The 18,487-nt window shown below is 41.5% G+C and carries 19 protein-coding genes; 3 read left to right on the top strand and 16 right to left on the bottom strand.

Annotated features, from left to right (window positions below; translation table 11 throughout):
- Window positions 1-136 precede the first annotated feature (136 nt).
- Together AC0VZ8_RS35070 and AC0VZ8_RS35065 are read right to left on the bottom strand one after the other, a co-directional pair.
- Window positions 137-610: a hypothetical protein gene (locus AC0VZ8_RS35070; RefSeq protein WP_090728256.1), complete on the bottom strand. Its 474-nt coding sequence runs from the start codon at window positions 608-610 to the stop codon at window positions 137-139.
- 715 nt (window positions 611-1,325) lie between these two features.
- A complete protein-coding gene (locus tag AC0VZ8_RS35065) occupies window positions 1,326-1,529 on the bottom strand; it encodes a hypothetical protein (protein WP_023559066.1) in 204 nt (67 codons plus the stop codon).
- A 237-nt stretch (window positions 1,530-1,766) separates the two neighbouring features.
- On the opposite strand from AC0VZ8_RS35065, the gene AC0VZ8_RS35060 reads away from it, so the two are divergent.
- Window positions 1,767-1,940, top strand: a complete 174-nt coding sequence (locus AC0VZ8_RS35060) for a hypothetical protein (protein WP_153784608.1) — start codon at window positions 1,767-1,769, stop codon at window positions 1,938-1,940.
- Between the two features lie 174 nt (window positions 1,941-2,114).
- Here the strand turns inward: AC0VZ8_RS35060 and spoVAE are convergent, their stop codons facing one another.
- From spoVAE to AC0VZ8_RS35040, 4 genes are read right to left on the bottom strand one after another with little or no spacing between them, the layout of a single operon-like run.
- Window positions 2,115-2,465: a stage V sporulation protein AE gene (gene spoVAE, locus AC0VZ8_RS35055; RefSeq protein ID WP_475488004.1), complete on the bottom strand. Its 351-nt coding sequence runs from the start codon at window positions 2,463-2,465 to the stop codon at window positions 2,115-2,117.
- Window positions 2,462-3,481: a stage V sporulation protein AD gene (gene spoVAD, locus AC0VZ8_RS35050; protein WP_475488003.1), complete on the bottom strand. Its 1,020-nt coding sequence runs from the start codon at window positions 3,479-3,481 to the stop codon at window positions 2,462-2,464. The genes spoVAE and spoVAD overlap by 4 nt, the downstream gene beginning before the upstream one ends.
- Window position 3,482: 1 nt before the next feature.
- Window positions 3,483-3,962: a stage V sporulation protein AC gene (gene spoVAC, locus AC0VZ8_RS35045; protein ID WP_429784490.1), complete on the bottom strand. Its 480-nt coding sequence runs from the start codon at window positions 3,960-3,962 to the stop codon at window positions 3,483-3,485.
- Between the two features lie 44 nt (window positions 3,963-4,006).
- Window positions 4,007-4,867, bottom strand: a complete 861-nt coding sequence (locus AC0VZ8_RS35040; RefSeq protein ID WP_475488002.1) for a DUF421 domain-containing protein — start codon at window positions 4,865-4,867, stop codon at window positions 4,007-4,009.
- A 208-nt stretch (window positions 4,868-5,075) separates the two neighbouring features.
- Here AC0VZ8_RS35040 and AC0VZ8_RS35035 point away from each other — a divergent pair, with 208 nt between their 5' ends.
- Window positions 5,076-5,282, top strand: coding sequence for a DUF1657 domain-containing protein (locus AC0VZ8_RS35035; protein WP_007781230.1), 207 nt, complete (start codon window positions 5,076-5,078; stop codon window positions 5,280-5,282).
- Between the two features lie 1,164 nt (window positions 5,283-6,446).
- On the opposite strand, the gene AC0VZ8_RS35030 is transcribed toward AC0VZ8_RS35035, so the two are convergent.
- Window positions 6,447-7,037, bottom strand: a complete 591-nt coding sequence (locus AC0VZ8_RS35030; RefSeq protein ID WP_047914445.1) for a hypothetical protein — start codon at window positions 7,035-7,037, stop codon at window positions 6,447-6,449.
- A gap of 306 nt (window positions 7,038-7,343) precedes the next feature.
- Between AC0VZ8_RS35030 and AC0VZ8_RS35025 the strand changes: the two genes are divergently transcribed.
- Window positions 7,344-7,670 carry a helix-turn-helix domain-containing protein gene (locus tag AC0VZ8_RS35025; protein WP_047914423.1) on the top strand — a complete coding sequence of 109 codons (327 nt, stop codon included), beginning with the start codon at window positions 7,344-7,346 and terminating at the stop codon, window positions 7,668-7,670.
- A 151-nt stretch (window positions 7,671-7,821) separates the two neighbouring features.
- Here the strand turns inward: AC0VZ8_RS35025 and AC0VZ8_RS35020 are convergent, their stop codons facing one another.
- The 9 genes from AC0VZ8_RS35020 to AC0VZ8_RS34980 all read right to left on the bottom strand — a co-directional run bounded on the left by AC0VZ8_RS35020 (window position 7,822) and on the right by AC0VZ8_RS34980 (window position 18,481).
- Window positions 7,822-9,087, bottom strand: coding sequence for a TcaA second domain-containing protein (locus AC0VZ8_RS35020; protein ID WP_047914422.1), 1,266 nt, complete (start codon window positions 9,085-9,087; stop codon window positions 7,822-7,824).
- 62 nt (window positions 9,088-9,149) lie between these two features.
- The gene (locus AC0VZ8_RS35015) at window positions 9,150-9,431 is read right to left on the bottom strand and encodes a hypothetical protein (protein ID WP_090728099.1); all 282 of its coding nucleotides are present in this window, start codon (window positions 9,429-9,431) and stop codon (window positions 9,150-9,152) included.
- Between the two features lie 24 nt (window positions 9,432-9,455).
- Entirely contained in the window at window positions 9,456-10,259 is an 804-nt protein-coding gene (locus AC0VZ8_RS35010; RefSeq protein ID WP_047914420.1) for a hypothetical protein, read from the bottom strand.
- Between the two features lie 8 nt (window positions 10,260-10,267).
- Window positions 10,268-12,463: a C40 family peptidase gene (locus AC0VZ8_RS35005; RefSeq protein ID WP_047914419.1), complete on the bottom strand. Its 2,196-nt coding sequence runs from the start codon at window positions 12,461-12,463 to the stop codon at window positions 10,268-10,270.
- Entirely contained in the window at window positions 12,460-14,829 is a 2,370-nt protein-coding gene (locus AC0VZ8_RS35000; protein ID WP_047914418.1) for a VirB4-like conjugal transfer ATPase, CD1110 family, read from the bottom strand. Before AC0VZ8_RS35000 ends, AC0VZ8_RS35005 begins: the two co-directional genes overlap by 4 nt.
- Entirely contained in the window at window positions 14,780-15,175 is a 396-nt protein-coding gene (locus AC0VZ8_RS34995; protein WP_052512301.1) for a PrgI family protein, read from the bottom strand. The genes AC0VZ8_RS35000 and AC0VZ8_RS34995 overlap by 50 nt, the downstream gene beginning before the upstream one ends.
- Window positions 15,176-15,333: 158 nt before the next feature.
- Window positions 15,334-16,146 carry a VirB6/TrbL-like conjugal transfer protein, CD1112 family gene (locus tag AC0VZ8_RS34990; protein WP_047914417.1) on the bottom strand — a complete coding sequence of 271 codons (813 nt, stop codon included), beginning with the start codon at window positions 16,144-16,146 and terminating at the stop codon, window positions 15,334-15,336.
- 52 nt (window positions 16,147-16,198) lie between these two features.
- Window positions 16,199-16,522: a hypothetical protein gene (locus AC0VZ8_RS34985; protein WP_047914416.1), complete on the bottom strand. Its 324-nt coding sequence runs from the start codon at window positions 16,520-16,522 to the stop codon at window positions 16,199-16,201.
- Between the two features lie 96 nt (window positions 16,523-16,618).
- Window positions 16,619-18,481 carry a VirD4-like conjugal transfer protein, CD1115 family gene (locus AC0VZ8_RS34980; protein WP_047914415.1) on the bottom strand — a complete coding sequence of 621 codons (1,863 nt, stop codon included), beginning with the start codon at window positions 18,479-18,481 and terminating at the stop codon, window positions 16,619-16,621.
- Window positions 18,482-18,487: the final 6 nt, after the last annotated feature.

Below are 18,487 nucleotides of genomic sequence, written 5' to 3'. Positions count from 1 at the left end.
TTGCGGCGTGCTTAGACAATCAATTGATAGGCTTGTTCGATTACATGATGAATCTGATTTTCGTCCACCGATGCCACCCCTTTCCGTTATCCGGATACCGATCATTTTTCATTCGATATGTGCCTGCTTTGCCTCTTTATATACGCGAGTTTCCATACAGTATATTCGACGTTACAAATACACCAACCGGCGGCAACGAAGTTGAAGGCGGTTGCGGTGGGACATAGCCGCTATACCCCGCCAAGTTTATATCAGTTGTCGCTACCCAGGTTCCATATTCGCCCGCTTGTAAAGAGGGGGGGAGCATCTGCAGACGTCCGGTGAGAACCAGATGCCGAAGTTGAATCTGGACATCGTCATAGATGGTTAAATGGCCGGAGTAGGCGGCGTAGGGGGAATGAAACATGATCTGCTGCGCGCTTTCATTCCAGCTTCCTTCAATTGAAATCGGCGTTCCGCGAAATTGGATGGTGCCTTGAATTTGCTGGTCCTGCAAAACACGCATCACTAGTTTGCCCCACACAACCGGTCTTCCGGCGACAGATGCATGAACTCCCCATATGGATAAGGGAGGTAAACTCTTTGTACTTGTTTGAGCCGCAATGGACATGATTTATCACTCCTCAAAGTTGGATCACGTCATTATATGCGTCCTCGGCAAAAATGCCAGTCACTGGGCATGAATTCTTTACAGATAACCGAACCTGATCAAGTAAAAGAAGATGGACTATCTCTTATACTGGTTGTTTCTTAATGCAGACAGGTTTCGAACAAAATTGTTTCAACCCATCCCAGTTGCCCCAGATGCAATTTTTACATCGATTTGGTTGTCTTGGGGCAGAGGTAGTCCAGTTTTTAATGCTTGTACTGAATGTTGGTAACATGCAGGCATCCGCCTTTCCAAATTTATGCAAACAGCATTTAAGTTGTCCAGAAACGAATCATCCTATGCAGTTATCCGCATCGTGAAAGTCCGCTTGGATTTGATCCCATCTACCCTTGTCCCCTGCATACAAATATCAAAGGCCGGAGCAACCCATTTTGGGCAACAGCCGGCCATTTGGTCCTATTTCGCAGGCATTCTACCGATGGCTCGAATCGCAAACATTTTTCACACACCGATTCTCCCAGTTGTTGCAGAAGTCCTCATATACTTGCTCTACGCCACAGTCGGATAGCATGTGCCTGGCCAAAAAGTCATACCAGAACTGGTCGAAAGACAAGGGCATCCGGGTTCCATATTGGGAACGAAGGGTTACATAGCGGTCCCAGATTTTGATTCGGAATGCTGCCAATTCATCACATCGCTCCATGTCGGTTCGCCTTTAAGCGGCGCTGGTGTCGCTGGATATTTCTGACGTTTTCGCTTTTTCTTCGGAGAGCTTTTGAAATTGTTTCGCCCTTTCCAGATGAAAGGTACGTAATTGTTCGTGATACTGAGCCATTTTCATGTGCCAATCGTACATTTGCCTGACATAAGCGGCCTGGTCATGCGTATACATGGGCATTGCCTGTTTGATAAACTGCATTTGAAAACATTCCTCCTTGGGTTAGGTAAAGTTGAACTTACAGCATTAGTCTATGGCAGGCGCATAGAAGCGACAACGGCATCCGCCCGGTTTCCGGTCATTTTATCGGGTTGGTTGTCTATATGCAGGCGGAAACACAGCCTTTTGGGGACCTGACTCCTATGATGCATAAAGGATATGAAAATCGGAATAATATCAGTTGCATATTCTGAAAATGGCGAATGAAAAGGAGAAAGTATGGAAAAAAGCGAACTTAAATCACAATTTAAACAGCGAATCAAAACGACAAGTAACAAATCTCCAATAATCTTGGATGGAAAGGCAAGTGAAAATGTTCCAACCGAGCCGAGTTTAATGGAGCGAACCAAAGAAGTGATGGAGAATATAGGAACCGAAATAAATAGCGTCTGACAGTATATGGCTTTTATAGCTTGGTCAACGTAACCTTTGAGATTATCGATGGGGACATTCCGTACAGATTGGAACAAGTAAATGTTTCTCATAATCAAAACCGGCCGGTTAGGGATCGCCCTGACCGACCGTTACAGTGTATTTTAGCCAACGAAATTCGGATTGGGCCCCGTATTATCCTTTGGGTTTTACGAACAATGCAGCGAGAAACGAAAAAATAATCGCTGCGGATATTCCGGCACTGGTCACTTCGAAAATTCCGGTGATGATCCCAATCCAGCCATTGCTCTTTAGTTCTTGAAGCGCACCATGGACAAGCGCGTTACCAAAGCTTGTAATCGGGACCGATGCTCCTGCCCCGGCAAATTCAATCAGCGGATCATACCATCCCATTCCGTCGGCAATCGCGCCCAATACAACAAGCAGGGTCATGGTGTGGGCCGGTGTAAGTTTCAAGACATCAAAACAAAATTGTCCGAAAACACAGATTGCACCTCCCACCAAAAAAGCCCAAAGAAAAATCATAATATCTCCCTCCCTGCCTCTATGGATACGGCATGAGCGATACAAGGAATGCTTTCCCCTTGTTGAAATGAAATCGGGGATAGCAGCGCCCCCGTAGCGACAACGAGGATTCGTTTCAGTTCACCTCTTCGCATCCGATTTAGCAAATGTCCATAGGTAACAACTGCCGAACAACCGCAGCCGCTTGCTCCGGCTTGAACCATTTGGGTTTCATAATCGTAAATCATCATCCCGCAATCGGAATATTCGGTTTGTTCGATGGGAAAGTTATGTTTCTTAAACAATTTACAGGCGATTTCATATCCGACTTTCGCAAGATCGCCGGTAACGATCAAATCGTAATAACCCGGTTCAATTCCCAAATCTCGAACATGCGCCTCAATGGTGTCTACCGCTGCAGGAGCCATCGCTGCGCCCATATTAAACGGATCTTTAATGCCCATATCGATAACCCGGCCAATGGTGGCAGAAGTAACAACCGGTCCGTCACCTTCCGTGGATACGATGGCAGCACCGGCCCCGGTTACCGTATATTGGGCGGTTGGCGGTTTTTGCGAGCCGTACTCGGTCGGATATCGGAACTGTTTCTCCGCACTGGAATCATGGCTGCATGTCCCCGCCAACACAAATTTCGCCGAACCGGAATTTACAAGGTTAGCTGCTAATGCCAGACTTTCCATCGAGGTTGAACAAGCCCCAAACACACCGATGTAAGGGATCGATAATGTTCGCGCGGCAAAACTGCTGCTAATGATTTGATTCATCAAATCCCCGCCTATGTAAAACTGTACTTGTTCCTTTGTCAACCCCGCATTTTCAATAGCCAGTTTTGCCGCTTCTTCAATCAATACCTTTTCTGCTTTCTCCCAGCTCTTTTGTCCCATCATGGATTCTCCATGGACAATGTCAAAATCTTTGGCCAGCGGGCCTCTTCCTTCAAATGGACCCACTACCGTTGCTGTTGATCGGATGAACGGCTTGTTCTCAAATAGCCAACTCTGGTGTCCCTTTAACATATTAAGATCCTCCCCCGCCTTTGATCAGCAAATGTACAATTCCTACCGCAAAGGCGGCGACTGTACCAAATACAATAACCGGTCCGGCCAGTTTGAACATTTTACCGCCAACACCGAGCACCATTCCTTCACTCTGATGTTCAATCGCAGCGGATGCCATCGAATTCGCAAATCCCGTCACAGGCACTGCGGAACCCGCACCAGCCCATTGGGCAAACTTATCGTACACCCCCATGCTGGTCAGAATGACAGAAAGGAGTATCATAACCGCCACGGTAGGGTCTCCAGCTTTTTTCTCATCAAAGCCGCCCCAATGCACAAACATTTCCTGGATGGCTTGTCCAACCAAACAAATGGTCCCGCCAGCTATAAACGCACGAATGAAGTTTTTGATTATGGGCCTCGGAGGTTCGACGCTTTGCGCCAATTCTTTATATTCCTGTTGTACCCGCGTTAAATTTTTCTTTATATTATTTGCCATGAACATCCTCCTCGATTTTCAGCTGACGTATAATTGGCGAATTGTTAACGAATCAGCAATGGTTTAACTTCATCAATAATCTTTTCTAACGCTTTTGAACATTGCTCGTACATCTGCTTTGTATTTTGTTCTTTGGTAGATAAGCCAAACATTTCGAGATCCGCTTCACACTTTTTCAATGTTGCAAGCAACGCGGCTTTTTTCTGGGGTTTCGGTACTTTGATCTGATCATCAAATAAATCAACGTATAGCTGGCCATAGGAATCCACCTGTCCAAGAAATACGTTATCAATCGAAACACCTAATTTCTCCAGTTCCGTATCCAGCCATTTCCTGTTTAGACCTATCGTGGCAAGCGGTTCGTCCATTATTTTTCCATCCATAATGACCGATTGAGGTTCTTGTTCTGGCCCGACATTTATTCCCAGGTGTTTAGGCGTTAACGGTTGATTTTCCTTGGTTAAAAGAACGCTAACTTCACCGCTTGACTCCATGATGGCGAATTCAACATCGGCAGCTTTGAACACATTCTTTATTCGAAGCTGTTCCATAAGTTCATCCGTGGTAATCCTTTCTTTTTTTAGGTTATCCTCCATGATCTTGCCGTCCTTAATGAGCACTGTTGCTTTGCCGTCGAATAGGTCTCTTGCCGTTTTGCTTTTCAGCTGTAAAAATTCAATCCCTAAAGAAACAACGGTCCAAATCGTCATCGAAACCAAGCCCAGATACCAAGTGGACTCCAGATCCAACGAAACGTAAGCTGCAAGGTTGCCGATCGTGATTCCGGTGATATACTCAAACAATGAAAGCTGTGATACCTGTCGTTTACCCAATATCTTCGTTAGGACAAAAAGAACCCCCATAGCCAATAACGTTCGCAAAGCGATTTCTAGCCAATCCGGCATAATATCACCATTCCTTTCCAATCACATTAATCGACAAAGGTAAATATGTCCCTATTCCATTATTTTTATGCATTTCCATCTGAAAATTTTTCTAACGTATGCTTTTGTTGCGAGACGGAAATATTAATTTCGGTATTGGGAGAATGTAAGCATCTATTCCCATTACCCGTGAAACATTATCCTATCCTAAGGTAAAGGAGGTGACACCGTGACAGTTGCTTCTCAAGTGAAAACGTGCGTAGCATCTTTAAAAAGTGCTCAGGCGAGTCTGGAACAATTTGCTTTGGAAACACAAAATCAAGAAGCAAAATCGCTCTTTACGAATGCGGCCCAACAAACCCAACAAATCGTGCAGCAAGTAGAAAGCCGCGTACAACAGTTGGAAAATGAAGAGCCTCAATATAAGGGGTTTTAAGAAAAACAGACAAACCATGAATATTGAGGACATGGCTTGTCTGTTTTCATCGGTGAACAGATTAGAAAAGAGATCAAACCCTACAAGTTGAGTAGGGTTTGATCTCTTTTCGCCACTATTCTTTTGTTTAGACAGCTAACCTTGGATAAACCTAAACACTGCCGCCCCCATCGCCACTGCTAAAGTTGACAGTATCCAAGTTCCCCCTCATTTCGACTGCAGCTTTCCTTTTAAGGAAAACCTCTTTACGTTCTTCCGACCAATCGTCGGTTAAAACGACTGGCCAGTTGTTTATATCCAAATATTTCGGTTCAATTTCGACATTTTCTAAAATCCGTTTTCTACCCAATTCGCTTCACCTCGGTCAAGATTCCTAATTCGACTTCCTTTATATTGGATGCAATTAGTTCTCCTGAATAAATTAAGAAATATATGGATACGACTGATCGGAATTGTTGAACATATGCTTTGCAACTCTCCGATAGTTTTAGTTTCGTCACCGAGAGCACGTAGAATGTGCCTTTTATCCGTTTCGATGGGAATATTCCGTTGACCGATATATGGCAGTAACTACTTCATATTTTTCAGGTAAAGATCTTGTCCGCGTATGTCCTCTTCGTAGAGTACTTTATAGTCATATCCTTATTTAAAGCACCATTTTTCTAACCTCTCATGATCAGTCTCTTGGTTTTTATATCTTACGTTTACAAACGTTTCTTTTCCGTTTCGTTCAAGCTGCCACATATCAAAAACCTTATCTTATGTAAATTATTTTCTAGCAGTTTCTCACTGTTTGGTCTTTCGCAAAATTTAAGAATGTTGGGATCCGTTTCGACCAATATCCAATGATCGTACTTAAGATCACCGAACAATTGAACGTCCTTTTGAAGCTTGTAACTATACCTTTCCCAATAGCTACTACCGACTGCTTCGTTTAATAGGAATATTGGCTCGTACATAAAACACCTTTTTTTGACAAGATTTTGCTATTATCTTATCATAGTCATAATTTTCGGTAAATAATTTTCGCGCCTTATAAGTATATGTTTGTGTCACCAGATACGTAAAAGGGGATGTTTGTGTCACTGAACTAGGACACAAACATCCCCTTTCAACTAATAAGAACCCTTGATTTTATTGAGTATTAATTATGGCATGTTTGTATCATTGGACAGTGTCTAACTGCTCAGGAATAGAGCTATAGTAATATTCGTCTATATTCCATTCATTCAAGTTTGCAGCTTCAAAAATTGTAACTAATCCGGGCAGTGTTTCCTCATCGTTCTCAAATATAAAATCAACATACTCTTTTAATAATTCTATCTTGCCAGACAATAAATCAACGGCGTACCCGTTAGCCTTCGCAAATCCTTTAAACCGCTCAATTTCCTCCATATCTTCATCTGTGGCATTCTCATACCATCCCAAATCCGCATATTTGGCTATGTACTCTCTAGCGCGGTCAAAAAGACCTTGCTTCTGGAAAACGATTGACTTTGCTAAATATCCGTATCCAAAATAAAAAATCAAAGGACGCTTTAGCATTTGATTTAAAGGAATAACAAGTTCACCCCATTTTTTCTTGTTTTCATACATCCGTTCTGCCAAGGACAAAATATGATTAGCAACGCGATCCGCTTCGTTCCAATTGTTCTGCCTGTAGTTTAGTCGGAATAACTCAAACCCTTTATCCAAGGCATTTACATGATCCGACAGCAAATAAAATTCATTGTCTATATCGTTCTGGTTTTCCACTACCAACCGCCTCCATAAAATAGATTCATTTCACTATATAAGAGCATCTTAGCTGTCATTACATAGAAATTTCCTCCATATAATTACAAATATAACCAACGAAATCCCCATTAGTCAAATCCCCTTAGTATCAAGTAGTTTGACCATGAAACTATATATCGACAAAACATTGTTTCTTTTGAAGATATTTACAGTATACCCCATGACACATATGGGAACAATATTTAAAACTTTTAAATCTTATAGTGGCTCCACTACATTTCGCCAATTGTCTACACTTCTTAGTAAGAGGAGTAGATCACTTTTATGAATCAAACTATTGCTGAACAAATCGGAAGTATTATAAGGAAGTTGCGGACCGAAAAGGGTTTAACCCAACAGGCCCTAGCAGATGAAATAGGCTCATCCTTCTCCTTTGTCGGCAGAGTTGAGCGCGGTGAAAGCAACATTACATTAGAGACCATCATAAAGATATCAAGCGCTTTAAATATTGAGTTCTTTGAACTTATGAGTTTAGGAAGAAGACAAGACAGCGAAGATATTATGGAAATCCATGCACTGCTATTAAAAAGAAGCGAGAAAGAGCAAAGAAAAGCACTTAACATATTGAAAGAGGTATTTGACGAAGTATAAAAAGTACAAAATCTATCCTGGCATGTGCAACAGAGCATAATCTGTATACAAAATGTGAGCTGCCGGCTCTTTCCGGAATCGTTTAATGTATACAAAAAACAAGAATGGCCACGCTGATCGAGAGTGGCCATTCTTGTGTATGTGTACAATTCTATTTTTTTGCAGTCGTGATAACGTATTTACCCTCTTCATTTTGATTAGGAATACTTGCAAAAGACCCTAAGTTTGCCTCATCAATACTCCATATCTGCTTTTCCTCATCATATAAAGCTTTTAGGGAAAGAGAATAAACATACTCCTTTTCCCTAAGATAATCGGTTTTCAGTCTATTCAATCGAATAACTCCGTCCAGCTGCATGACCGGATTACCCTCTTTGTCGATTACAATTTTGGGTGTTTCCTTATTGAAATAGGTTTTAATTAAATTATAAGAGTAGTTACCAAACATTGAAGGCTGATAAGCATTTGCTTGTTTAGCCTTGAATTTGTCCGTGGCACTTTTGAAAGGCTCAACACTTTGTTTTACACTTGCTTGAGCGTATTCCTCTGCAAAACCAAGGAACAACTCGTTTGCGAATTCTATATCAGGAATAAAATAGAAGTGTGATCCGCTACCAAGGGTATAGTATGATTTATCATAATGCGAGCTTAACGTTTCTCCCCACGGAAATTGCGCTGCAAGCTGTATCTCTTTCTCGTCAGATTCCTCTATAGGCCCAAACTCTGCTGATTTAGGGTCGCCAACACGGATTCCTGTCCCTTTACCTTTAAACAAAATTTCAGCTCCTTTTAGTTCCTTAGACAAATCCAGAACATACCCCGTTAAGTCAAATGACAATTCCCTACTCGGCTTTTCTCCAGCTGTTACTGATTTCTTATCAGTGATGCTTGTCCATGCAGATGACTTGATAGCTTCAATTTCATAGCTTCCTGCTAGTAATGGTTTTTGTAAGTCCTCACGCTTCACTTCTTTGCCATTAAGTTTCAACGTAACATCATTGCTAAGGTCTTTAAAGGTCACATAAGTTTCTTTAGGCAACAACACGTATTTATCAAAAAACAGCAGTTTCTTCCCCGATTTTTCTATGCTGAATGGAAACTCTCCACTCAAACGCATTTCTTTAACGCTGTTTGCTACATCAGAATTTTCCTTATCCAAGAGTTGCATTGTCAGCTCCTTGTTGTCAGCTGCTGTCTGCAAAAAGTATTTAGCCGAATCCTCCACTGTTGGATAGCCTTGTATTTCATCAGGCATTACAGATATGAGCAATTCTGTATCGTTATTGTCTATTGCCGCGCTGATTCTATTTAGGACACCTTCTCTTGAGGTGCTTGTGTTCACCACCATTGCTCCAGCGATCATAAGCAGTACAACTACTCCAAGACTGACAAACAACCATTTTTTACGTTTCACCATCACAATACTCCCTTCAAAATAAAGGGCTGAATAGCGATTATTCAGCCCTCAGATATAATGATTTAACCTTGCCCCACAGCCTCACCGGATGTATTCCCTCCAGCATCAGCAGAAGCTTTCTTTAAATGGTCAAATTTCCCTTGTTGGATTTCCTTGATTACATCATTCAAATTAATGCCATGGCTACTCAAAATCACTATGCTGTCCTCAATATTTCTTACCTTCTGTTGATGTTCAACTTCCTTGATCTGTTTGGCTACCTTCCGTAAGTCTTCCTCAATTTTCTCCTTTTTCTTTTTCAAAGCCTCTTCTTTCTCCATCAGCTTTAGCAATTTATCTTCCACAAAAAAACCTCCTTAACAAAATCCTTAGCAATCATAGTAATCATGCTTGTAACTAATCTGTTTATAAAGAAATACCATGAGTGCCAACAAAGCAATAATAGTGATCCCAATAATGATTTTCAGTGTTTGGGGTTGTATGGTGAATTTTTGCCGCTGTGGTTTTTCGGTTGGTTTAACAGCAGCTGATTCACTTAAAGCACTGTTTGCGGAGCTTTGAACACCGCGATCTGTAACAGCGTTCTGATTCCCGCTCGAATCCGTCCCGTTAAGCATTCTTTCGACGCTCGCCTCTGTAGGTTCCTCATTTGAAGAAAGCTCTTCTTTTGGCTTAGCCGTGGGTTTCAAAGAAAGCTGTATTTTGAATTCAACCGTATCACCTTTCTTGACGATAACTTTCTCGGACGAATCAATGTTATAGTCCGTGGCATTTTCCCCCACAACATTAATGAAATCAACTTTGTAAGTCCCTGGCTTCACGTCTTCTTCATACGTATATCCGTTCAACTTATCCAGTCGGGCCATAACATTCTCATTGTCAGTAGATGTGAAATTAACAAGGATAGTCTTATCGAATTCTGGAGGAACAGCAGCGCTTATTTGAAGCATGTTCCCTACCGCAGATTCAGCTTCTGGCTGTTTTGTTGGTTTACTCGTTGATCCGGTTGTAACTGGCTTCTGATCAGCCTTATTCGCCTTATTGGTTTGGCTTGCCGCCTTCGAAGAAGGCGGCGGCGTTTTAGTGGCTTCCGCTGCAAAGGAAGAACCAGCGGATACTGCAAAGAAGATAACAGAAGCGATCGCTATACTAGAGACAAAACGCTTTCGCACATATTCACCTACTCTCCTGAAAATAATAAGGGTCTTCTCGGGTACTTGAAGCCTTTATAACTGTTTACAATGACCCCCGTCCCTCCCTGACAATGTACATAGATAGGTTTACCCTTACTGTCTCTACCGATGAAAATACCAATATGATTCACACCGCCCTGTCCCGGTATGTTCTTAAATACCAAATCACCGGGTATTAACTCGCTTTCCTTGATCGCATAGGTTTTACTCCATTGATAAGAGGTACCGCCAGCAGAAAACGAGTTGCCAAGGCCAGCTGTTTTAAATGCCCAATCTATAAAGCCGCTGCAATCCATCCCGTAAGGCTGATATGTCCCGGTCGTCCTACTTCCCGGCGCTGTTACTTTAACCGGAGTTCCCCACTTATCGTTCCAACCGGGGCCGCTTTTCCCTCCCCAGAAATATTTGACCTTACCTTCCAGCGTTAGAGCAGTTTCAATCAGCTTTTTCCTCGCCTCGCTTACATCACCAGTAAATTCAGGCGGTGGAATCCCCGGTCCCGGTCCGGTTCCCCCTCCAGGTAATTCTTGGGCCAAATCCGGAAATTGCTCTTGTATCGCTCCCGAGGTAACAAGTCGCCTAGCCCATTCTTGTTGTTCTTCGTTGAAACCAATCTGTTCGAAAATATCCTCCATATCATAGGTGTAAATCTCAATAACAAGTGTTGTTTTAATTTCCGTTTCACAGTCTCTATTCCCATCGCTGTCCGTAGAACATTTTCTTATTCTTTCAGTCTCTGTCCTTGTTTCTATAACATTGAATTTCTCGTAAATTTCCTCCATAAATTTTTCTTGTTTATCTGTGAACTCTAAATCTTGTTCGAATTGAACTGCAAGAATGGCGAACATCTCAACCCAACTAGCATGGGCAAAACCATCTTCATTCATATAGTCTGTTCGAACCTTATCGTAACCACCACTATTTTGAAGCCGGTTGATTTCTTCTTGAAATTCATTATTAAGCCTCTCCACAACCTCCTTGTATTTTCGAGCATTATCTTCATCTGTCATAAAAAACGAACCAGCTGAAGATGTGGTGGTTCCCCCCATGCTGTTTGTCAGCATCATTAGGAAGAATATACCTGCCGCCACAGCCGCTCCTACAATCCAAACTTTGGGGTTAGCTGCTATAGCCGCCACAAATTTTTTAGCAGCCTGTTGAGCAGCAAGCTTTAAGTAGGAAGCGGCAGAAGAAGCAGCCTTTCTCATCCCATTTTTAAGGCCAAGCGATGAATAACGCCCTTTGGGTACATACTTGCTGCTTAATGTCTTGATCTTGTTGACACTGATTTTAGAACTGCCCTTAGTAGCATTGCTTCCCTTTATTTTGCGATGTGCTGAGATAGTTGGCACACGGTAGCGGCGATTTTTTATATAATGGTTGGCATGTTTAATCCGGTCTGTTGATTTTTTAATATTTTTATACGCGGTTCTGGTTTTTTTTACCCCATCCCTCGGAAGCTCCAAGGATGTAATAACGTCATGTGCTTCCTCATGATCATGAGGATCTATTGTCCGTGTAAGCTGCCTTGCAGTCTCTTTGGCAGCGGTCTTTATCTTTTCCTTGCTTTGCCTTGAAATATGGTTGCGAAGTGCAGCCCTGATCCCTTTGATATTGCTGGTGGAATGAACAGGTGTTTTTCGGGTAAGCTTCATTTTGTTACTGAGGCCACGCTTAACATATACGTTTCTGGCGGTGGTCTTTATCTTTTTGTCCTGGCGTTCCCTTAAAATATGTCTGCGTAGCCTAACGTTCATCCTCCTGTCACTACTGGAGGGGTGAACAGCTGTCCTCCGGTTAACCTTCACTCCACGCTTAACATGTGTATTCCTGATAGTGGCTTTTACCTTTTCATTCTGGCTCTCTCTTGAAATATGGCTGCGTAGCCTAGCATTCATCCTCCTGTCATGGCTGGAGGGCTGAACAACTGTTCTCCCGTTAATCTTCGCTCTGTTACTGAGGCCACGCTTAACATGCGTATTTCTGACAGTGGTCTTTATTTTTTCATTCTGGCTTTCCCTTGAAATATGGCTGCGTAATCTGGACTTCATCCCTCCGTTACTGGAGGGATGAGCAGCCGTGTTCCGGTTAGACTTCACTTTGTTATTGAGGACGCCCTTAGCATATACATTTCTGACAGTGGTTTTAGATGAAGTACGGGTACGGATATTGTTCTTCCTCATGCTGTATTACTCTCCAGATTAGCCTCCCTTACTTCATCAACCTTGGTCGTCATCATTTTGTATAATTTCGTATCCCTTGGGAACTCGTCATGGAAAGGAACAATCCCTTTACCTTCACCGTTCCCGATAAACATTAGCCCCTGCCCACTATCTGCATTTGTCACATAGCTAAGCTGCGTTTCCGATATGTCCAGCAAAGTCGCTAACTCGCGGCGATCCGATTTAGCTTGATTGAGCATCATCAAGAACATGGAGTTAGAAAGCATCGTTCGTGCAAGGTCTGATTTAAGCAAATCCTCGACGTTTTGGGTGATTCCTGTTGGAATCCCTCCCCATTTTCTGGCCCGTTTGTACAGTTCGTATAAGAAAGCTGCTGAATATTCATTAGCAAAGAGCAAGTAAATTTCATCAATATATATCCATGTCCGCTTACCCTTACCACGATTAAGGGTGATTCGGTTCCAAATTTGGTCAAGCACAATGAGCATCCCCATTGTCTTGAGCTGCTTCCCTAAATCCTTAATGTCAAAGCATACAAGACGGTTATCTATATTGATATTTGTCTTATTAGCGAATACAGACAGATTACCCTTAACATAAAGCTCAAGCGCTGTAGCAATTTCGATAGCTTCCGGGTCTTCTTGCTGTTTGAGCTGTTCATAGAAATCAATTAGTGTCGGTATATCATCTTTCGAAAACGTCTGTAGATACTTGTGGTATGTGAGTTTCAAGCATCGGTCAATAATTGATTTTTCCTTTGGTGTAAGGCCATATCTACCACCGACTATTACCTCGCAGAGAGAGAGTACAAAATCAGATTTAAGCATCAATGGGTCATCATCATCTGCATAGTCCATTGTCATATCCAGCGGATTGATGTAGTTCTTTGATCCAGCAGAAATATGAATAACTTCTCCTTTGAAATTGGATACAAGTCGTGTGTATTCGCGCTCCGGGTCGATGATGATCACATCATCATCCGTGTTGAGAAGCACGTTTACCATTTCCCTTTTTGCCGCGAAAGATTTACCTGAACCCGGCGTTCCCAATATAAAGCCGTTCGGTGTATCCAGCGAAAGCCTGTTGAACATAATCAATTTTCGTGATACAGCATTCAGCCCGTAATACATTCCACCCTCCTGAAACAATTCTTGGTTGGTGAATGGCATGAAAATAGCTGTGCTTTCTGTAGTCAATGTCCGTGATATTTTAAGCAGATTCAGCCCAAATGGTAAGCACGAATTCAATGCATCTTCTTGCTGGTAATGCAATGTACCCGTTTGACAAAGGAATTTACTGCTTATGGCTGAAATCTCTTTAGTATCCTTGTTTAATGCCTCAAGCGTATCTGCAAAATGAATCAATACGATGTTTGTTAGGAACATCTTTTGATTTTTATTGATCAAATCATCCAAAAGTTCATTTGCCTCTGTAAGCGAGTGCTTTAATTCATGAGGAATAAACGCCTCCAGATAACCGTTTTTAAGGCTTCGTTTCTGGTATTCAATCTTATTAGCTTCCATGCCTGTAATCTGCTTCTTAACGATCCTGAGCGCCTTATAAGAGTCCACAGATTTGATATTCATAGTCGTGATCAGATTAAAAGAGAAATCGGTGATCTCGCTAAGGAATTTGTCGTTTAGAAAGGTAGGCAAATCTTTGATGTAAATAGCCCTTGCGTATTTATCGCCTATTATCATATGATCCCGTTTAAAGGTAAGAGAGTCCGCAGCTATAAGGTCTTTGGTTATAAGCCCTTTTCTCTTATGCTCTTTCGGATCATAAGTAAAGTGTCCTTCTTGACCCATACGATACACATCATGTAGCAGCTCCAGACGTTCATTAAGGTTTAAACCACTGATGGAGCTACCCATTCTTTTGAATACGGCCTGCGTCTCTCTCTCCATTCTCAGGAATGTGTTGCGTGCTTCGTCCATGGAAATAGACTCAATATTGACCGTGACAAATTTCTCTTTTTTTATCTCATTCTTACCGCCCGATATTCTGCGTTTCAACATTTGATTGTACTCTTCACGAAATGGCTCCATATGGTCATTCCGAGACTTAATCATTACTCTGCTTTCAAAATCTTCTTTGTTAAAGCTTTTATTGATTATGGTCACTTGGAGATTAACAGTGTCATCAAAGAAGTTTAAAAACTCGCAGTATTTCGAAAATACTTCTTCTTGATCATCTTGCTTACTAACCTGATAATTGATGTCCACATAAGAGAAGGTTTTAGAGTAGCGATCCTTGCCATGTTTCAAAATCCCGTCCTCAGAAGCTGCGGAATATGGAATGGATTGTTGACTTGATTTAGGAATTCTCGCTTTCTTTTTTGCGCTTTTTTTGTTTAGAAACAGCACGCTTATTCCCCCCCTTTTGGTTTTCTGTTGTAAGCAGCTCAAACATATTCAAAGTGATATATTTTCTTTTTTGCGGATAAATGAACTCCTGCTGAATCACAGATTTTATAAATTGTTCAAAGGTCATACCGTTATAGTTAAAATATCCGATTAAGAATAATGGCATCGCAACGAATATAACCACCCAACTTGCAGCATCGGCTCCTATAACGTCCCTGCCAAACCAGTACAGCGGCACGTTAACCACAACGGCGATTAGGGTGCAAATCAACTGTCTGAGCGTTAAACCAAAGAACAATTTTTCTTTATAGGTTCTTATCTCCTTGGGGATTCTTATCTCAATCATAGTACCTCCAATTAGTGTACTCATTTATGTTTAGTGATTTAGGAGAGACGGTGAATGTACACAAAATAACGGGATCTTCCTGGCTGCCGGCTTTAAAATTGTATACATACTTTTGGATCTGCAGCTGAACCAGGCTTAAATTTTGTGTACACTCGAACTTAGTCACCCATTATCTTTCTTGACCATGATCCTGATTTGATCACAACAAGCAGTAAGGCCAATGAAGTCAGCATACCTTTCCAAAGCTCCATATTAGCCCCATTTCCGGTAAAGAATCCGAATGATACATTGGCTATGATCGCCACGTATACAATACATCCGATGATGATGATGATTCCCTGTAAGCAGACCGCGGCATAATCGAATACGAACCTTTTAGCCTTTTCTTTAAGTTCATCGTGTATAAATGCAGCTATTGGAATAGGGGCAGCAGCCGTGTATATTAAGAGCTGGAATAGTCGTCCAAAAACAATCAACATGATAACGATTTTGATCCCCTGCAGAATCCATTCGAAAGGCATCAGTTTAACTGAATAAAGCTTTTTATCGAACCAGCCCATATCTTCGTACTCAGCTTCCATGGCTGAAAAATCAATTTTATAAAGTGATGAATCAGCTCCAGTAGTTCCCACAAGACTTGAAACATAAGAGGATACATGGAAAATGATGTTTAACAAGTCAAGCGTGTGTTCCATGACTAACTTGGCAAACACCAGTTTTAACATACATGAGACAACCGTTTCCCACCTGAAAAAAGCGAAGTTCATTGACTTGTTCATAAAATCCAATAAAAAATATAGAGTCAGCAGACTGTATGCAACAGGCAGAATGGCTTGATGAATTTCTGTTATAACCGAGTACACCCCCGGATACTCGGAAGGCCCCTGATTTACTAACCCTGTAACCTCTGTAATAATTCCGCTAAAGCCTTCAAAAGCCGCTTTTATATCCTCAATCGGAGAAGACGCCAACTATTTCACCACCCACTTTTTTTGAGATAGGGGGCTGCAAGCCCCCTCACAATTACAGTCCGAAAAGTGCCAGTGATTTGGAGATACCAAAGACCATAAACCCTGCGGCCATTGTCTTCATTCCTCGAACTTTCCCATCGGCATCATCTTGTTTAAAACCTAATGCTGTTTGGATACCCCCAAAGAAGGCGACAACGAGACCAATTCTTCCTGCCCAAGTGGCAATTACATCAACAACACCGTCGAATTGGTCCATTCCCTCTGCCCCTCCGGCTGCGGCATAAATTTTAGTACCCGCCAACATAAGGGCAAAAGACAAGGACAGGACTTTAGCAACCACAGGTTTTTTGAAAGTGTTCATGATAAAATTTTTCATTTAAAAATCTACCTCTTTCATATTTTAATTTTTAGTTTTCATATCAGAATAATAGGTTTTTGGAATATGCTTTAGCAGTGACTAATTCAGCTTTAGCTAAATTAGCTCATCCATTTGCTTTTCTAAACTATCCAACTCATCAACATTTACAACAGTTAAATCTTCCATCCTTTCCTCTAACTCTTTATCGGGAACTCGCATGTTCACCAATTCAGCTATCGGATCGGAGGACGGGGATTGTTTCAAACTCATGGATGAATCAAAGTAATTATTCTCATTCGCCTCATAAAGTAACTTATAGTTAGGATGGGACTCTAGCTTATACTTGTCAGAATAAAAAGGATCAAGGCCCCTTACAAAAAGAATACATTTATTATCTGGCATTCGTGAAAGTTCGGAGATAGTCATTAAATCACGGCCTTGAGTACCGTAACTGGTACTTGATGAGCTATTCCTTCCTCTGGACTGACTTGTATTTTTGGTGTCAATCGTTTGTTTATCAAGCCCTTTATTCACCCATTCAAGTGTAGAACGCTCCTGTCCACCTAGAAACAGAATCGAATCACAGTTACCTATAATCGTTTCATATGTCTCTTTATAAAGCGATTTAAGTTGTGTCATATTTTGTATTATTGGTGCTACTGAAATATTTCGGCTTCGCATGGTGGCAATTAACTTATCAAATTCCGGAATTTGCCCGATATTAGCAAACTCATCGAGCCAGAACTTAACATGATGCTTTAGGCTGCCGCCACTCACAAAGTCAGCTTGATAATATAGAGAGTCAAACAGCTGGGCATACATCATAGCTACAAGGAAATTAAATGTGGTATCGCTATCCGGTATCAATACAAACAGTGCTGTCTTCTCGTCTCCCAACGCTTGCAGTTCAAGGTCATCGTCACTTAGTAGGTGTTCTACCTCTTCAATACCGAATGGCGATAAACGTACACCTGCCGATATGAGAATACTTTTTGCAGTTTTACCGGAAGCCATTTTAAAAATATCATATTGCTTGACGGCGATATGATTTGGGTTTTCTTCGCGTAGCACTTCGAACAGAAAATCGAATTCGCTTTTAAAGTCTTCCTCATCCTCCTTTATCTCTGCCAGCCTCAACATAGTGAATACTGTTGCAAATTTATGTTCATACTCAGGCAATTCATAAAAGATATAGAGGAATATAGCTTGCAAAAGCGCTCTTTCTGCACTTTCCCAAAATGGATCTGATGCTCCATGTTTGTTCCCATTGGTATTTTTGATCAGGTTGTTAATGACCTTTAGGATATCACTCTCCTTTTTGACATAGGCAAAGGGATTATATCTGCAACTTTGCGACATATCTATCAGGTTAAAAACCTTAACCTTATAGCCTTGTTGTGCTAAGGAATATCCCGTATCCCGAAGCAGCTCGCCTTTAGGGTCTGTAATGACAAAGCTTGTATTTGCCTGTAGAATGTTGGGTTTAACAACAAATCTACTTTTCCCTGTACCAGCTCCCCCAATAACTAAGAGATTTAAATTCTTCCTTACCTTCTTTGTATCAAGGCTAAGCCGTTCGGTTTGAGTTAAGATAATATTTGCAAATTGATCCTTGCTATTTTTTATTCGATTTCTCTCTGCATTACCTCCCCACTTGGCTGTGCCGTGTTCCTTTCCTGGCATAAGGTTCTTTTGAGTTGTGACCTTATATAGTGCAAAAATGAATACAGCGATCAATTCAAAAAATAAAATTTGAAGTGTCTTCTCACTTGGCAATACAAAAATGTTGTTGATCATGCTGGCCTTAGAAGCTTCGGTAAGCTGCTTTACATCCACAGTTTCAATATCAAACGGCTTCCCTGAAAGCTCAATCACATGATGAACATGCAAGGTTATATAAGCGATAACAACGTAAAGGATTACACAGAGGATCAAAAAGTTCCTATTCTGTATTTTCCTTTTTTCTTGATCGGTCATTATTGT

It is taken from the genome of Paenibacillus sp. QJM3NY_38 (assembly GCF_056173265.1).
The sequence above is the reverse complement of the archived record's forward strand: the minus strand, read 5'-3'. Positions and strand labels throughout refer to the sequence as shown.

Coding starts and splice junctions, on each gene's coding strand:
- AC0VZ8_RS34995 (WP_052512301.1), bottom strand. CDS start 15,175: ATGATTGAGATAAGAATCCCCAAGGAGATAAGAACCTATAAAGAAAAA.
- spoVAE (WP_475488004.1), bottom strand. CDS start 2,465: ATGATTTTTCTTTGGGCTTTTTTGGTGGGAGGTGCAATCTGTGTTTTC.
- AC0VZ8_RS34980 (WP_047914415.1), bottom strand. CDS start 18,481: ATGACCGATCAAGAAAAAAGGAAAATACAGAATAGGAACTTTTTGATC.
- AC0VZ8_RS35060 (WP_153784608.1), top strand. CDS start 1,767: ATGGAAAAAAGCGAACTTAAATCACAATTTAAACAGCGAATCAAAACG.
- AC0VZ8_RS35040 (WP_475488002.1), bottom strand. CDS start 4,867: ATGCCGGATTGGCTAGAAATCGCTTTGCGAACGTTATTGGCTATGGGG.
- AC0VZ8_RS35005 (WP_047914419.1), bottom strand. CDS start 12,463: ATGAGGAAGAACAATATCCGTACCCGTACTTCATCTAAAACCACTGTC.
- spoVAD (WP_475488003.1), bottom strand. CDS start 3,481: ATGTTAAAGGGACACCAGAGTTGGCTATTTGAGAACAAGCCGTTCATC.
- AC0VZ8_RS35065 (WP_023559066.1), bottom strand. CDS start 1,529: ATGCAGTTTATCAAACAGGCAATGCCCATGTATACGCATGACCAGGCC.
- AC0VZ8_RS35070 (WP_090728256.1), bottom strand. CDS start 610: ATGTCCATTGCGGCTCAAACAAGTACAAAGAGTTTACCTCCCTTATCC.
- AC0VZ8_RS34985 (WP_047914416.1), bottom strand. CDS start 16,522: ATGAAAAATTTTATCATGAACACTTTCAAAAAACCTGTGGTTGCTAAA.
- AC0VZ8_RS35025 (WP_047914423.1), top strand. CDS start 7,344: ATGAATCAAACTATTGCTGAACAAATCGGAAGTATTATAAGGAAGTTG.
- AC0VZ8_RS35020 (WP_047914422.1), bottom strand. CDS start 9,087: ATGGTGAAACGTAAAAAATGGTTGTTTGTCAGTCTTGGAGTAGTTGTA.
- spoVAC (WP_429784490.1), bottom strand. CDS start 3,962: ATGGCAAATAATATAAAGAAAAATTTAACGCGGGTACAACAGGAATAT.